The sequence below is a fragment of the Pelomonas sp. CA6 genome (assembly GCF_022549225.1).
GTDB lineage: Bacteria > Pseudomonadota > Gammaproteobacteria > Burkholderiales > Burkholderiaceae_C > Roseateles.
Map to the genome: position 1 here is coordinate 1 of NZ_JAKZFD010000008.1, position 15,088 is coordinate 15,088.

The 15,088-nt window shown below is 66.8% G+C and carries 14 protein-coding genes and 1 tRNA gene; 5 read left to right on the plus strand and 10 right to left on the minus strand.

From position 1 onward, the window contains the following. Window positions 1–8: 8 nt before the first annotated feature. From LZ017_RS13900 to LZ017_RS13910, 3 genes are read right to left on the minus strand one after another with little or no spacing between them, the layout of a single operon-like run. Complete coding sequence (locus LZ017_RS13900; RefSeq protein WP_241397453.1) at window positions 9–215, minus strand: hypothetical protein; 207 nt, start codon at window positions 213–215, stop codon at window positions 9–11. Window positions 216–255: 40 nt separating this feature from the next. Next, on the minus strand, window positions 256–705 hold the full coding sequence (locus LZ017_RS13905; RefSeq protein ID WP_241397454.1) for a hypothetical protein: 450 nt from the start codon (window positions 703–705) through the stop codon (window positions 256–258). Further along, window positions 702–1,298: a hypothetical protein gene (locus LZ017_RS13910; protein ID WP_241397455.1), complete on the minus strand. Its 597-nt coding sequence runs from the start codon at window positions 1,296–1,298 to the stop codon at window positions 702–704. The genes LZ017_RS13905 and LZ017_RS13910 overlap by 4 nt, the downstream gene beginning before the upstream one ends. Before the next feature lie 91 nt (window positions 1,299–1,389). On the opposite strand from LZ017_RS13910, the gene istA reads away from it, so the two are divergent. Beyond that, window positions 1,390–2,688 carry an IS21 family transposase gene (istA, locus tag LZ017_RS13915; protein ID WP_241397456.1) on the plus strand — a complete coding sequence of 433 codons (1,299 nt, stop codon included), beginning with the start codon at window positions 1,390–1,392 and terminating at the stop codon, window positions 2,686–2,688. After that, the gene (istB, locus tag LZ017_RS13920; protein ID WP_277604708.1) at window positions 2,688–3,461 is read left to right on the plus strand and encodes an IS21-like element helper ATPase IstB; all 774 of its coding nucleotides are present in this window, start codon (window positions 2,688–2,690) and stop codon (window positions 3,459–3,461) included. The genes istA and istB overlap by 1 nt, the downstream gene beginning before the upstream one ends. A 16-nt stretch (window positions 3,462–3,477) precedes the next feature. Here the strand turns inward: istB and LZ017_RS13925 are convergent, their stop codons facing one another. Further along, entirely contained in the window at window positions 3,478–4,317 is an 840-nt protein-coding gene (locus tag LZ017_RS13925; RefSeq protein ID WP_241397457.1) for a hypothetical protein, read from the minus strand. Between the two features lie 92 nt (window positions 4,318–4,409). Between LZ017_RS13925 and LZ017_RS13930 the strand changes: the two genes are divergently transcribed. Beyond that, a complete protein-coding gene (locus LZ017_RS13930) occupies window positions 4,410–4,673 on the plus strand; it encodes an antitoxin VbhA family protein (protein WP_241397458.1) in 264 nt (87 codons plus the stop codon). Between the two features lie 269 nt (window positions 4,674–4,942). Here the strand turns inward: LZ017_RS13930 and LZ017_RS13935 are convergent, their stop codons facing one another. From LZ017_RS13935 to hrcA, 6 genes are all read right to left on the minus strand, one after another. After that, window positions 4,943–5,125, minus strand: a complete 183-nt coding sequence (locus LZ017_RS13935; RefSeq protein WP_241397459.1) for a hypothetical protein — start codon at window positions 5,123–5,125, stop codon at window positions 4,943–4,945. 107 nt (window positions 5,126–5,232) lie between these two features. Next, entirely contained in the window at window positions 5,233–7,497 is a 2,265-nt protein-coding gene (locus tag LZ017_RS13940) for a hypothetical protein (protein WP_241397460.1), read from the minus strand. Between the two features lie 923 nt (window positions 7,498–8,420). Continuing rightward, window positions 8,421–8,786, minus strand: a complete 366-nt coding sequence (locus tag LZ017_RS13945) for a hypothetical protein (protein ID WP_241397461.1) — start codon at window positions 8,784–8,786, stop codon at window positions 8,421–8,423. Further along, complete coding sequence (locus LZ017_RS13950) at window positions 8,776–11,013, minus strand: hypothetical protein (RefSeq protein ID WP_241397462.1); 2,238 nt, start codon at window positions 11,011–11,013, stop codon at window positions 8,776–8,778. Before LZ017_RS13950 ends, LZ017_RS13945 begins: the two co-directional genes overlap by 11 nt. A gap of 169 nt (window positions 11,014–11,182) precedes the next feature. Continuing rightward, window positions 11,183–11,259: transfer RNA gene (locus LZ017_RS13955), tRNA-Ile, on the minus strand. 107 nt (window positions 11,260–11,366) lie between these two features. Continuing rightward, complete coding sequence (gene hrcA / locus LZ017_RS13960) at window positions 11,367–12,386, minus strand: heat-inducible transcriptional repressor HrcA (protein WP_241397720.1); 1,020 nt, start codon at window positions 12,384–12,386, stop codon at window positions 11,367–11,369. A 68-nt stretch (window positions 12,387–12,454) separates the two neighbouring features. Between hrcA and LZ017_RS13965 the strand changes: the two genes are divergently transcribed. Further along, complete coding sequence (locus LZ017_RS13965; protein WP_241397463.1) at window positions 12,455–13,324, plus strand: NAD kinase; 870 nt, start codon at window positions 12,455–12,457, stop codon at window positions 13,322–13,324. A gap of 40 nt (window positions 13,325–13,364) precedes the next feature. Continuing rightward, complete coding sequence (gene recN / locus LZ017_RS13970) at window positions 13,365–15,071, plus strand: DNA repair protein RecN (protein ID WP_241397464.1); 1,707 nt, start codon at window positions 13,365–13,367, stop codon at window positions 15,069–15,071. The last annotated feature ends 17 nt before the right edge of the window (window positions 15,072–15,088 follow it).

The window sequence follows — 15,088 nt, forward strand, 5'->3', positions numbered from 1 at the left end:
CAGCGGAGTCAGCGGCGCCAGCGCTGCAACGCGATGGCGTGTTCGAGGTGCCGCAGTTCGTGCTCGCCCAGGCGGCACGCCGCGGCATGGATGGCCGCGGTCAGCTCGGCCAGCGTGCGCGCGGGCTCGGTGTTCAGCTCAGGCGATGGCGCGCCGTCGTCGGTCAGCAGGCGAACCGACGCGGCATCGGTGGTGTAGCGGTACCAGGCAGGCAAGGGGCATGGACGCATGCCCCTTGTAGCGACGAGCTATAGCTTATCCAGCGATGCGCTGGTAGAGCTCCGGCGCGTTGGCATCACGTTGCAGCTTGCCCCTCGCGTAGAGCCCAATCAGCAAGTCCTCACCTTGGCTCTTTGCAAGGAATGCTTCCCCGGGGAACATGAGTTCTTCGCGCCGCGCTTGCACCTCGTTTCTGACCGTGGCGAACTCATCGTCACCAACGAATACGGCCACAGCGTCATGGAAGGCGACAAGATGCCCGCCTTCCTTGAGGCGCACGACCTTGAAGTCGGTCAAGTACTTGGCCTCGGTCATCGCCTGCATGGCATCTGCCGCTGGGTCGTCGCTGCCCTTAATGAACAGCAGCGTGCCATTGCGCAAGATGGACACGCCACCCTTTCCCTTGGCGTACTGCCCGAACTGGGCCGCAAGCCGCTCCAGTGGGATACCGTTAACCGGCTCCCACGCAAGCCTCACTTCGGTCATCTGCTGCCTTTCACTGGAACTTGCTGGTAGATGTAGCGTGGGTTGATTGCTGGTCCGAACAGGAACTCAGCTTCAGGCAATCCAATGGCCGGATTGGGCTCGAAGAAGGACATCGGGTTCTCGGTGTTCTGCACCAACCGGCCTTGGTCCATTAGAGCAGCCGCCTCACGTGCTTCCACCCGGAAGGTCGTTAGCACCCCGTCTTGCGTTTGCGAAGGCCCTCTTGCGAAGTATTCGGCAACCCGCGGGTTTCGCGAAGTGCTGACGAACGGAGAGGTTGAGCTCGACACACCGTGCTCGGCCAAGATGTCACCAAACGCGCCGGTGCTGCGTGTACTGAGGAAGCTCTCTGCTGCGTGAACCCCATTCGATTGCGCCATGGATGAGAGGAATTCCGTACGCAGCGCGGAGTCGCCCCGATAGAAGTACTCCCATTGCACCGGCCCCACGAAGTCAGGCGAGTAGACATCGCCCACGGCCACGGTTCGGCGAAGCCCACTGAGCGACGCGCCTTGCAATCGACCCAGCACAACACCACCACCGACGCCCATCGCAATGCCGGTGCCTTGCGCCGTGGCTTGCCGGATAGCCACGGGGTCATCGCCAGTCAGGTGTCAGGCGACATCCAATACTGCCCCCCTGACGACATCCAGAACTGACCCCCTTCACTACAAGGAGGTCCGCATGACGGACGTTGTGACCGATCCTTCCCGCGTCATAGACGATGGAGGAAGGCAGACGATGTTGGCGCCGCAGGAGGTGCAAAGGATGCTGGCGCTACAGGCGCAGGGATGGGGAGCCAAGCGCATCTGCAAGGAGTTGGGCTGCAGCCGCAACACGGTGCGGGAGTACCTGCGCAGTGGCGGCTGGAAGCCGATGGACGTGTCAGGTCGGGTAAGCATGCTCGCGCCGCACCTGGCGTGGCTGGAGCAGCGCCTGCGCCATCACAAGGGCAATGCCGACGTGGTGCGCCAGGAACTGCAACGCGAGTTCGGCATCACTGTGAGCTTGCGCACCGTGCAGCGCGCCGTGGCGCCGATGCGAGTGGCACTGCGCGCCCAGGCGCTGGCCCACGTGCGCTTCGAGACCGCGCCCGGCCTGCAGTTGCAGGTGGACTTCGGCAGCACCCATGTGCAGATCGGGGAGGAGCTCACGCGCATCTTCCTGTTCGTCGCGACGCTGGGCTACAGCCGTCGCACCTACGTGCTGCTGAGCCTGCACGAGCGCCAGTCGGCCTGGCTGCTCGGCCTGGAGGGCGCATTCCGGCACTTCGGCGGCGTGACGCACGAGGTGCTTATCGACAATGCCAAGGCGCTCGTCGAGCAGCACAACCGCCAGACGTGCGAGGTCAAGCTCAATGACCGTTTCCGCGCCTTCTGCAGCTACTGGGGCGTGACGCCGCGGGCCTGCGCGCCGTACCGGGCACAAACCAAGGGCAAGGACGAGCGCGGGGTCGGCTACGTCAAGCGCAACGCCATCGCCGGGCACACCTTCCCCAGCCTGGACGCGCTGCAGGCCCATCTGGACCGCTGGATGCGCGAGGTGGCCGATGTGCGCGTGCACGGCACGACCGGCGAGTCACCCATCGCGCGGTTCGAGCGCGACGAACGCCAGGCCCTGCGCCCACTGCCGTCCAAGGCGCCGTTCCTGCAGGTGCGCGAGCTCGTGCGCCGCGTGCACACGGATGCCTGCATCGAACTCGACACCAACCGCTACTCCGTGCCCTGGAAGCTCATCGGCGAGCAGGTCAGCGTCGTCGTGGCCGACCGCGAGGTGCAGGTGCTGTACGCCGGTCAGGAAGTAGCCCGTCACGCCCAGAGCCCCTTGCGCCGCAGCAGCGTCATTGAGCGCAGCCACCTGGCCGGCATCGTGGGAAGCCAGTTCGTCGGCTCGACCCGGTTGGCGCCGCCGCCCGCTGCGGCACCGGCCGAGTTGCAACGCGACCTCGTCGAGTACGAGGCGCTGGTTGGGGGAGCTTGGTGATGGCCCGCGCCAAGAAGACCGAACAAGCCATGCCGGTGGACGAGCTTGAGGGCATGCTCACGCGGCTGAAGCTGACCGCCATCCGCGACCAACTCGACACGCTGCTGGACCAGGCCGCACGCGCAGACATGACGCTGCGTGAGGCGCTCACCATGCTGTGCGCCGCCGAGGTGGCCCGCAAGGACGAGCGCCGCATCCAGATGGGCATGTCCATCGCCAAGTTCCCCTGCGTGCGCATGCTGGAGGGCTTCGAGTTCGAGGCCCAGCCGTCCATCGATCCGAAGCTGGTACGCGAGCTGGCAACCTCACGCTGGGTGGCCAACGGCGACACCGTGTTGCTGCTGGGGCCCCCGGGCGTCGGCAAGACGCATCTGGCGGTCGCTCTCGGCCGTGAAGCCATCCTGCGTGGCTACTCGACCCTGTTGCGCGCTCACGCCGAAGGGCGCCTGGAGGAGAAGCTGACGCACCTGGCCAAGCCCAAGCTGCTGGTCATCGACGAGCTCGGCTACCTGCCGTTCGAGGCCAACGCAGCGCATCTGTTCTTCCAGCTCGTGAGCCGTCGCTATGAGCGCGGCGCCACGCTGCTGACGAGCAACCGATCCGTGGCGGAGTGGGGTGGCGTGTTCGGCGACGCCGTGGTCGCCACCGCCATCCTAGACCGGCTGCTGCACCACAGCCACGTCGTCACCATCCGCGGCGATAGCTACCGGCTCAAGGCCAAACGCAAGTCCGGTCTTGTGAGAGACAACACCGCGCTCGCCGCGGCAACCTGATCATCAACCCAGGGGGTCAATTCTGAATGTCGTCAGGGGGGCAGTTCTCGATGTCGCTTGACATCAGGTTGTCCCACCAGCCCGAGACAGTACCGCCAGGGTCGTTGATGAAGCGCCTGATGCCTTCCACACCGGCTTGGGCCGTCTGCACTGCCCAGGCCGCGCGGCTTTCCGGCGTGCCGACCACGCCGAAGCTGTAGCCAGCGCCTTCGACCGCCCCAGCGCCTGCGTCATAGACGCCCAGCGCATGCGCTTGCGCGCGCTGCATCCCGCTCAGCGACGTGGGAGCACCCAGCGACGGCGAACCACCACCAAGCGCTGCCAGTTCCGCGAAGCTCGTGCCATCACCACCGAACGACAGACCTTCACCCCATGCGAGCGACGGTGCCTGTGAACGCGCAGCCAGTGCCACCTGGTACTGCCGGTCCGCACTGCGAGCCAGCGTCAGGTTCTCGGGCGTGCTCGCATCAGGCACGTAGTAGCGCTGCCCCCTCTGCACACCATCGGCCAGCTCGGGGTTCAACGCCAGCAACTGGTTCTTGATGCGGTTCACATCGGCGTTGCTCGCGCCTTCTCCAGCCAACGATTGCGCAATGCCCCAGGCACCGCGAGCGCCATCCTTTCCGACCACGCCGACCTGGCGCGGAGTGCCCATCAAGTCGTAGTTGTCGGAGTCCACGAACGGCTCGCCTGCGGGCACAACGCTGCCCGTTCCAAGGCGCACCGAGCCGCCACTGGCCAAGCTGTAGTCGGTCGGTCCCATGTCCCAGTTGCCCGACGCGCCGCCACCGCTCGCCGAAGCGCTCGGCTGCGTCTGGCTCGGGCTGCTCGCGGCCTCTGCGATGCTGCTGCCCAACGCATTGCCAACAGTTACCGAACACCACCGAACAGGACCGAACACCAGGCCGGTGCGAGCGGCGATGCCAGGTGCCGATGGAGCCGAACCGCATGGAACACAAGCCCACCTCTGACGAGTCCGCAGCGCCGCGCCAGCGCTCCGTGGCCGAGCGCCGCATGCGCCTGGAGCAGGCCCTGGCCAGCACACGCATCGAGGGCCATCTGCCCAGTGCGGAGTTCCTGGCGGACATGCAGGCCATGGTCACCGGGCAGCTCGGCGCGAAGGAGGTGCGGCGGCGGATCATCGAGCGGGCGCAGGAGGCGGACCGGCTGGCGACAGCAAGTCATGCCGGGGGTCTCGGGGCGCAGCCCTGAGCATCTGCGACGGGCGCGCAGCGACCCAGCAGACCAGGTCCAGGTGGGTATCGAAGATACATACCTGGCATCCTGCCCTGAACGATTCCCTCGGCCCTGCGATGAATCGGCAGCGATCCTGAGGCAAGCGGGCAGCGTTCCCCTGCCGCTCTGGTTCCCCGGCAGCAGCACCCTACAGACGAGCAGAGGGCCACACGGCAACTCGTGCAGTTCCTGTGCACGGGATCTCGGCCTCGCTGCCGCCTGCCAGCGTCCGATCCACGCGCCAGCTATCTCAGCTTCTCTACCTTCAGGTTGTAGATGGCCAGGGCAGCCTTTCGGCCTTTTTCCTTCTCTCCAGCGTCGAAGGCCGCGAACATCTCCTGTAGCTTGGTGTCAATAAATTCAGCCTGCTCAAGATCGCGCGTGATTTGGGGACGAACCTCCGCCCATAGTTCCTTGATGTCGGCCATGTGCGTCTCATAAGTCCAATGACCCCATTCTGGATATTCGTCCGGCGCTCTAGTGGCTGCTGCAACAACAGAGCCAGCGAAGTCAGACAGTTGCTCCTTGACTGACATCAGATTCCCCTTCCAATCGGCTTGAACTGCGGAATTGCACCTCGCGGAATCGCATATGACCCGCCCATCTCTGTCGGACGGATGATCAGGAAGTTGCCGGGACGAATCTCGTTCCACTTCATGATCTGCGGCGTGTAGGCATTCTTCCGAGCCAGCGTGGTATCGGCATACAGGTTGTAGCCCAGACGGTTGTCCGGGATGCCGATCTCAAACTCGTTCTTGATGCGCCGGTTGATCGCCCACACGTTGGACATCGAGCTGTCATTAATGCCTTCCGCGCGAGCAAAGCCTCGAAGATCGAAGCGAACTTCCTTGTCAATGAAGTTGCCGAGTTCCTTTGCGTACTGCCCCGGTTGCACGTCGATTTCCTTCCTTGCGATCAAGTCGACGCCAACGGCATAGGCTCTGTCCGTAGCCGATTGATGGATATCCAGCACCCGCTTCTCAAACTCCATCACCGTCATCTGCGACTTGCCAATGCGCACGGTCTGGTAGTCATCCCCCCAGGTCTCACGCAAGCGCTGGTCCCGCACGTAGCTCTCATACGCACCCTGCAGCCGGTTGGCTGTAGCGCCATAGTCGCGCACGTTGCGACTCGTACCGTCAGCGCCCGTCACCCACGATTCCGTGTAGCCGCTCGGCACGTCCTTGACGCCCAGGTCGGTCATCGCCCGGCGCATGCCCTCGATGCGCTGCTCAGCCTGGCTTCGGTTGATGTGAGCCAGATCTGCTTGCAGGCCCACCACCTCGCCCAGCAGCCCAACGGGATCGGCCGCAATGTTCAGCGCCGCATCCCAGTTGCCATTGCGCACCATCTCAAAGTTGCCGATGCCACCGCGCGGGATGTTGCGCAGCGGCCCGCCCATGGCGAACATCTGAGCACCGCTTAGCGAAGCCTCCCGCGCCTCCTGGCCGCGAACATCCAGCCAGACCTGCTCCTCCACATCGCGGCGACGTGCAAGCAGCTCATCGGACGGCAGCGCATCAGCTGCCTTGGCAATGCCTTGGTCGACTTGCGTCGACCAGCTAGCGGCGATGTCGCCGCCTGCTTGACCCAGGCGAGCACCCATCCCGCCCAGGCCATACGTCTGCTGTCGCTCCATGACAGCATCGCTTTCGATGTCTGAGCCGTTGCGGTGGTCGGCCGCCGACCAAGGCCCTTGTCCCTGCGACGGGGTGACCAAGCTGTCGCCGATGGCATTGCCAATCCCCCCCGCCAATCCACTGATAAAGGCCTGCCCCATCCTGGCCCGCGTCTGCTCCCCGCTGTACCCCAGGATCTGGCTGCTCGCCCACCCGCCCGCGGCAGCGCCCAGCGCTTGCCCGGCGATCTTGCCCAGCGTCTCGTGTCCACCCGCGGCAAACGCGCTGCCAATGGCCTCCCCCGCCGCATGCCCCGCCGCTCCCGCCACCGTGGAGGCGGCCACTTCGCGCCAGCTCCAGCGCCCCTGCATCGCCTGCGAGACCGCCGACCCCAGCCCCGCCCGGATCGCCGCGCCGGCCCATCCCTTTTGATTGACAGCGCCTCCCAGCGTGCCGGCTGTGCTGCCTAAACTGTTAAGAACGTTCCCCATTCCCGCGGTAATGCCTCCGCTCAGGGCCGCTTGCCCCACATCCTTCCAGCTGAATTGATCGATAACACCCGTCGCCAGACCGGTAAGCTGGCTCGCAATGGAGCCCGCAGCAGCGCCAATGGCTGCCGACCCGATCGTAGCGCCCAGCACGGAGGCTCCGCTGGCTCCCACCAGTCCTCCGGACAAGGTCGCAAGCCCCGTGGAAAACGTAGAGGCCGAGCCCACAGTGGCCACGCCCGCAGAGGTTGAGAATGTCGCACCGCTCGCGAGGCTCGACGCCGCTGCCCCCGCCGTATAGATGGTCACCACCACAGCCACCACGATCATCAAGGCGGTGCCAATGCCTCCGCACCCGTCCCCCTTGGGCGGCGGCGGCGGGTCCGGCAGCATGGGGTCCACCCGCCCCATGGCCTCGCCAGGGTTGTAGGGTCGGAACGTGCTGGCGTTGTTATGGATGTTGGTGACCTTGTTGGGAATGGTCAGAACCAACTTTTCTTCCAGCAAGGTCGTGCCGTCGACCGTGAGCCCGTTCGTCTCGGCGATCAGGTAGCGATGACGCCTCTGCTGAGGCGTCTGAGCTGGCAGATGCTCGTGGCAGACGCCACCAGCACCCGCCAACTCCGGGCGGGCGACCCATCTGGCGATGCGTCTGGAGCCCCGGCACGCTCGCAGCAGACGCTGCCAGCTCAAGGCCGGAACTCCGGGCGGCTGAACGTGTGCTTTTCGGCGGCTAGGGCCGCACGCACACTCGCGCTGCTGGACGCAGCTTGTCCTCCGTCATCAATACAGCTGCGCTTTCGCTTCGTCAGCGGCGGGCTTCGTTCGCGCGGCTCTCTGCACCCCAACCCCATGCGTTCACGTAGGCGTGAACCCGGCGCTTGGACCGCGCCTTCAAGGGGTCGGCTCCCGCGAGCACTCCGGCAACCCGCTGGGGCGGGTGCGCCTGCGTGTCAGCCCCGGCGCCGGCCGGGACTGACCGCTGTCCTGCGGCAGCGGCTCCGAACAGCCGGACGGCTCAGCGCCGCCAGCGCTGCAGCGCGATGCACTGCTCCAGCGCCCGCAGCTCGGGCTCGCCCAGCCGCCAGGCCGTCGCATGGATGCCTGCCCTGCGCACCTCCTGCGTCGGCGCTCCACGCAGGAAGCCACCCCGGCTGTCGGGCGCCTGTGCAACGTGCCGTTGCGCTGGCTCTGCGCTGGACGCTTCGCCGCCATCCAGGGTGGCTTCCTGCGCTGCGCGCCGGCAGCGGCGGACCTCACGCCTGCGGCTGCGGTCCCGGCTCAAGTCGTGCGGCTGGGGCCGCACCGGCGCTTGGACCGCGCCTCGACTTGCCCGGCTCCCACGGCCCTGCGGCGGCCACGTTGGGACGTGGCGCACCTTCGGGTCAGCACCGGCGTCGGCCGGTGCTGACCGCTGTCCTGCGGCAGCGGCTCCCAACCCATCCCCCCGCCCTTCTCAGAAGGGAGCGAGTCGCCCTCTGCCGTCAGCGGTGCCAGCCACTTCGTCTGCAGGCACCGCACACGGCGAGCGTCGAGGGCGTGATGCCGCGTCAAGGCCGAGCCTTGCTAGGTGGCCTGCCGGCCAGCCTTGACCCGGATGCACGCCGCAAGCAACGCTAGGAGATAGGGCCGTCGGCGACGAGCTCTAGCACCCTCTGCTTCTCGACCTCCGCCAGGGCCTGCAACTCGCGCTCGTATGCCGTCTTTGCAACATCGGTTTGAAGCCAAGCCAACGTGGCAACAGAGAGAATTCTTTGGTTGACCGACCCCATCAATCTCACGTCGGAGTGCGCCGGAGCATGAGCAGCCTCTGCGACGGCCTTTGCAATTCGCTCCCCGTTCTGTGATGGGCGATTGACCAGCGCCATCAGAACGTTGGCACGAACCAGCGCCCGCGCATCAGTGAGCAGCTCAAGCAGTTCCTCATCACTCACCGACTTGGAGCGAATCCGGTCTATCGTCGATTGAACATCAGTAGCCAAGGATTTCCCCCCTTCGAGTGCGCATCTCGCCCACAATTTTCCGTCCCGCATCGAAGTTCCGTGTCTCGCGCGCCAACCTGATTTCCTCCATGTAACCACGGTATTCGAGCCGCCAGAAGGCGTCCGAGTCAGCCATAAGCCGGAACCCTGGGTGACCGAGGTCCGCGTTATCAACAGCGTGCTTCCATTCATGCCTCAGCGCTCCAATGGAGGCATCCGGGTCAAGAATCAGGGTGCCAGGGGTTCCGCTACGCAGTGCAGGCTCATATGCAAGACGACCAGCTTCATACCTGACCCCAATGCCCATCTCTTCGGCTCGGCTCAGTATGGAAGCCACCTCTTCGGGATGCGAGAGCGTAGCCGGTCCAAGTACTGGCCTTAGATGGTCACCATAGTTGTAGAGCGTACTCGCGGGACGATACGACAGCCCCGCAGCTACGAGCAGCGTCCCTGGACCCGACTCGCCCAATGCACCCCAGTCACGGCGGTTGATTGCATCAATCTGTGCGATGCCAGGCAGTGAGAGCACCGCCCCCTTCGTTGCCAGGCCGATGGTGCCCAGTACGCCGTTGGTTTCGAGCGACCGCCCCAGAGCGCTGTCATTTTGATAGCTCTGGTTGCCGCCGAAGGCCCAGTTCATCGCGGCATAGGTGCCATTGCCCACCGCGTCGCCGACCATGAACACGGCTTCCCTGCCCAGGGTGTACGGCGACTTCAGAATCTCCGTCGCCGAGTGGCCCCAGCCCTTCATGAAGCGGCCCACCGGGTTGAAGGTGAAGAAGCCCTCGGTGGCCGACATGGCACGAATCTCACCGATGCTGCCCGACGAGCCGCCATAGCTGAAGCTCGACGCTGCGCCCAGGTCGCTCAACTCCCGCGAGACGCGCGACTGGTAGCCGAAGCTCAGCCGAATGTCGCGTGCATCGCGCCCATCGCTGAAGTTGAACCGCTCGCGCGCCAGCGCGGCCAGACGGCGGTTGTCGCCGTTGAGCACCGCTTGGCCAAGCGCCGCAGCATCGCCGTAGGCACCTACGTCATCGGGGATGAAGTAGTTGCGCCCAGCTTCGATGCTGCTGCTGGTCAGGCCGTTGGCGCGCATGAAGTTGCCGATAGCCTGCGGGCTGCTCGTTCCCAGCATCCTCGAGATGTTGTCGCCGCTTCGCGCCACGTAGCCACTGCCGGCCACGCTGCGCTCGGTGGCACTGCGGTAGTCGCGTTCAGACTGACGGAAGGCCGCCTGCAGTTGCTCAGGCGTCGGACTGCTGTAGTACGCCGGGTCGGCCGCCACGTTCGCCGCGTTCAGCGCCGTGCGGTTGTTCGCGAGCATCTGCTGCTCGGCCTGGCGAGCAGCGGTGTAGTTGTCGCTCTCGATGTTCGAGCCGTTGCGGTAGTCGGCTGCCGAGTACGGCCCCACACCTTGAGTTTCAGGTCGCGAGGACTGCGCAATGCTGTCCCCCATGGCATTGCCAATCCCCCCCGCCAATCCACTGATAAAGGCCTGCCCCATCCTGGCCCGCGTCTGCTCCCCGCTGTACCCCAGGATCTGGCTGCTCGCCCACCCGCCCGCGGCAGCGCCCAGCGCTTGCCCGGCGATCTTGCCCAGCGTCTCGTGTCCACCCGCGGCAAACGCGCTGCCAATGGCCTCCCCCGCCGCATGCCCCGCTGCTCCCGCCACCGTGGAGGCGGCCACTTCGCGCCAGCTCCAGCGACCCTGCATCGCCTGCGAGACCGCCGCCCCCAGCCCCGCCCGGATCGCCGCGCCGGCCCATCCCTTTTGATTGACAGCGCCTCCCAGCGTGCCGGCTGTGCTGCCCAAACTGTTAAGAACGTTCCCCATTCCCGCGGTAATGCCTCCGCTCAGGGCCGCTTGCCCCACAGCCTTCCAGCTGAATTGATCGATAACACCCGTCGCCAGACCGGTAAGCTGGCTCGCAATGGAGCCCGCAGCAGCGCCAATGGCTGCCGACCCGATCGTAGCGCCCAGCACGGAGGCTCCGCCGGCTCCCACCAGTCCTCCGGACAAGGTCGCAAGCCCCGTGGAAAACGTAGAGGCCGAGCCCACAGTGGCCACGCCCGCAGAGGTTGAGAATGTCGCACCGCTCGCGAGGCTCGATGCCGCTGCCCCCGCCGTATAGATGGTCACCACCACAGCCACCACGATCATCAAGGCGGTGCCAATGCCTCCGCACCCGTCCCCCTTGGGCGGCGGCGGCGGGTCCGGCAGCATGGGGTCCACCCGCCCCATGGCCTCGCCGGGGTTGTAGGGTCGGAACGTGCTGGCGTTGTTATGGATCCACCGAGGCTAGGCGAGCAACGCTTCGCACGCCAAACGCACACGACAACCGGACCCCACTTAACTCCGCCCAGTCGGCGGTGAGTTCCTAATCTGATCTGATTGGTAGGCCGTGCAGGACTTGAACCTGCGACCAAAGGATTATGAGTCCTCTGCTCTAACCAACTGAGCTAACGGCCCGGGGGTGCGGTGCGCGGCCGGCGGGAGCCGCCGGCGCGGATGCGGGTTCCGGCAAGGACCGGAAGCCGCGCATTCTAGCCGCGGATCGGCGGCGCGCCGAAGGGCCGCTATTTCTGGCTCAGCGCGTTGGAGACCATGCGCGAGGTGATGTCGACGATCTGGATCATGCGCTCGTAGGCCATGCGCGTGGGGCCGATCACGCCCAGCGTGCCCACCACCTCGCCATCGACCTCGTAGGGGGCGGAGACGATGGAGAGTTCTTCGTAGGGCACGACCTGGCTTTCGCCGCCGATGTAGATGCGCACGCCCTCGGCGCGGGTGGAGACGTCCAGCAGGCGCATCAGCTGGGTCTTCTGTTCGAAGAGGTCGAACAGTCGGCGCAGGCTGCCCATGTCGTGGCTGAAGTCCTGCACAGTGAGCAGGTTGCGCTCGCCGGAGATCACCACATGTTCCTGCTGGCTCTGCATGGCCTCGGTGCCCACCTCGACGGCGGCGCTCATCAGCTGGGCGATCTCGCCGCGCAGCGCGTCCACTTCATGGCGCAGGCGGTCGCGCACCACATCCAGGCTCATGCCGGTGTAGTGGGCGTTGAGGCGGTTGCTGGCCTCGGCCAGTTCAGACTGGCTCAGGTCCTGCGCGGTGAATACCAGCCGGTTCTGCACGTCGCCATCCGGCGACACCATGATGACCAGCACACGCCGTTCGCCCAGGCGCAGGAATTCGATGTGGTGGAAAACGCTGCTCTTGCGCGGCGCGGTCACCACGCCGACGAAGCTGGACAGGCTGGACAGCAGCTGGGCCGCGTTGGCGATCACGCGCTGGGGCTGGTCGGGCTGCAGCTGGCCCTCCAGCGGGGACACGTCGCCACCCAGTTGCAGGGGCTTGGCAGTCAGCAGGGTGTCGACGAACAGTCGATAGCCGCGCGCGGTGGGCACGCGGCCGGCACTGGTGTGCGGGCTGGCGATCAGGCCCAGCTCTTCCAGGTCGGCCATCACATTGCGGATGGTGGCCGGGCTCAGCTCCAGCCCCGAAGCACGCGACAGCGTGCGCGAGCCCACCGGCTGACCGTCCGCGATATAGCGTTCGACCAGGGTTTTCAGCAGGGTTTTGGCGCGCTCGTCCAGCATGGTTGCCATTGTAGGGAAGCCCGGGAACTGCCCCGGATCGGTCATTCCCCTGTGGTGTAATTCTGCGCATGACCAAGCGCTTCCGTCACGTGGCGATCGTTGGAAAGCATCAGGCAGACGGAATACGCCCGGTGCTGGAGGAGATTGCCCAATTTGTCGCCGGCCAGGGATTGGATGTTTCCCTGGAACGCGACACGGCCATGAGCACCGGCATCACCGGGTTCGACGCCGTGTCCATCGAGGAACTGGGCCGGCATTGCGACCTGGGCATCGTCGTCGGCGGCGACGGCACCATGCTGGGCTTCGCCCGCGAGGTGGCGCGCTACGGCACGCCGCTGGTGGGCATCAACAAGGGCCGGCTGGGCTTCATCACCGACATCTCCATCGACCAGTACCGCGAGGCCCTGGCCCCCATCCTGGCCGGCGACTTCGAGATGGAGCAGCGCTCCATGCTGGAAGGCGGCGTGCAGCGCGACGGCCACCAGATCTTCGCCGGCGTGGCGCTGAACGACGTGGTGGTGAGCCGCGGGGCCACCGCCGCCATGGTGGAGCTGCGCGTGGACGTGGGCGAGCAGTTCGTCGCCAACATGCGCGCCGACGGCGTGATCGTCTCCACCCCCACCGGCTCCACGGCGTATGCGCTGTCGGCGGGCGGGCCCATCATGCACCCGGGCATCGCCGGCTGGCTGGTGCTGCCGATCGCGTCGCACACGCTGTCCAACCGGCCCATCGTGCTGCCGGACGACGCGGAGGTGCGCCTGACCATCGTCGCCGGCCGCGACGCCAGCGTGAACTTCGACATGCAAAGCCTGGCCAGCCTGCTGCACGGCGACTGCATCACGGTGCGCCGCTCCGCGCACAAGGTCTGCTTTCTGCATCCGCGCGGCTGGAGCTATTACGCCACGCTGCGGCGCAAGCTGCGCTGGTACGAAGGTTGAAGAACAACGCGAACGACGACAGCACACCGGAGGGACACGCATGCTGAAGGCTTTGAGCCTGCGCGATTTCGTCATCGTGCCGGCGCTGGAACTGGATTTCGCGCCGGGCTTCACCGCGCTGACCGGCGAGACCGGCGCGGGCAAGTCCATCCTGATCGACGCGCTGCAGCTGGCCCTGGGCAGCCGCGGCGACGCTGCAGTGGTGCGCGAGGGCGCGGCGCGCGCCGAGATCACCGCCCTGTTCGACTGCCCCGCCGCGCTGCAGGGCTGGCTGGACGAGGCCGGCTTCGACACCGAGACCGAGGCCGGCAGCAACACCCTGCTGCTGCGCCGCGTGATCGACGCGCAAGGCAAGAGCCGCGCCTGGATCAACGGCAGCGCCGCCACCGTCGCGCAGCTGCGCGAGATCGCCGAACATCTGCTGGACATTCACGGCCAGCACGCCTGGCAAGGCCTCACCCGCCCCGCCAGCGTGCGCGCGCTGCTGGACGAGTTCGGTCAGATCGACACCCGCGCGCTGGCCCAGGCCCATGGCCAGTGGCGCGCCGCCCATGAGGCGCTCGAAACCGCCCGCGGCCGCCAGGCCGAGCTGGCGCGCGAACACGAGCGCCTGGCCTGGCAGATCGGCGAGCTGGAGCGGCTGGCGCCCGGCGCCGACGAATGGGAGACGCTGAACGCCGAGCACCAGCGCCTGTCGCATGCGCAATCGCTGATGGACGCGGTGCGCGGCGCGCTGGAACGCATCAGCGAGGCCGACCTCAACGCCGAATCGCTGACCGACGAGGCGCTATCCAGCGTGCAGGAGGTGCTGGGCTATGACGCTCGGCTGCAGGACGCGGTCAGCGCGCTGCAGGGCGCGCAGGCGCAGCTGCAGGACGCCGCGCACAGCCTGGCCGGCTATCTGCACGGCGCGGAGCTGGACCCGCACCGCCTGGCCGAGCTGGACGAGCGCCTGTCGGCCTGGCTGACGCTGGCGCGCCGCTACCGTCGCCAGCCGGCCGAGCTGCCGGCGCTGCTGCAGGAGTGGCAGGACGAACGCGCGCGGCTGGACGCCGCCACCGACCTGGACACGCTGCAGAAGACGCTGGACCAGGCGCTGAAGAGCTACCAGCGCGAAGCCCGGTCCGTGAGCGCCGCGCGCGCCAAGGCGGCGCCGGCGCTGTCGCAGGCCGTGACCGCCGCGATGCAGCAGCTGGGCATGGCCGGCGGCGCCTTCGAGGTGGCGCTGCTGGCGCAGGAGCAGCCGCAGAGCTTCGGGCTGGAGTCCGCCGAATTTCTGGTCGCCGGCCATGCCGGCAGCACGCCGCGGCCGCTGTCCAAGGTCGCGTCGGGCGGCGAGCTGTCGCGCATCGCGCTGGCCATCGCCGTCACCACCAGCCAGCGCAGCGCGGGTGCCGGCACGCTGATCTTCGACGAGATTGATGCCGGGGTCGGCGGCGCGGTAGCCGAGACCGTGGGACGTCTAATGAAGCAGCTGGGGCAGAGCGTCCAGGTGCTGGCCGTGACCCATCTGCCGCAGGTCGCCGCCTGCGCCGACCAGCATTTCCTGGTGGCCAAGGCACTGCGCGACGGCGCCACCTGCTCCGACGTGCGCGCCATCACCGGCGAGGCCCGCGTGGCCGAGGTGGCGCGCATGCTGGGCGGCGAACGCCTCTCCTCCACCAGCCTGGCCCATGCCCAGGAGATGCTGGACCTCTCGTCCCGCGCGCCGGCCACCAGCCGGCCCGGCCGCAAGGTGAAGCCATGACGCAGGAGCCCGGCCCC

Coding starts and splice junctions, on each gene's coding strand:
- LZ017_RS13905 (WP_241397454.1), bottom strand. CDS start 705: ATGACCGAAGTGAGGCTTGCGTGGGAGCCGGTTAACGGTATCCCACTG.
- istA (WP_241397456.1), top strand. CDS start 1,390: ATGACGGACGTTGTGACCGATCCTTCCCGCGTCATAGACGATGGAGGA.
- istB (WP_277604708.1), top strand. CDS start 2,688: ATGGCCCGCGCCAAGAAGACCGAACAAGCCATGCCGGTGGACGAGCTT.
- LZ017_RS13930 (WP_241397458.1), top strand. CDS start 4,410: ATGGAACACAAGCCCACCTCTGACGAGTCCGCAGCGCCGCGCCAGCGC.
- LZ017_RS13935 (WP_241397459.1), bottom strand. CDS start 5,125: ATGGCCGACATCAAGGAACTATGGGCGGAGGTTCGTCCCCAAATCACG.
- LZ017_RS13950 (WP_241397462.1), bottom strand. CDS start 11,013: ATGCTGCCGGACCCGCCGCCGCCGCCCAAGGGGGACGGGTGCGGAGGC.
- hrcA (WP_241397720.1), bottom strand. CDS start 12,386: ATGCTGGACGAGCGCGCCAAAACCCTGCTGAAAACCCTGGTCGAACGC.
- LZ017_RS13965 (WP_241397463.1), top strand. CDS start 12,455: ATGACCAAGCGCTTCCGTCACGTGGCGATCGTTGGAAAGCATCAGGCA.
- recN (WP_241397464.1), top strand. CDS start 13,365: ATGCTGAAGGCTTTGAGCCTGCGCGATTTCGTCATCGTGCCGGCGCTG.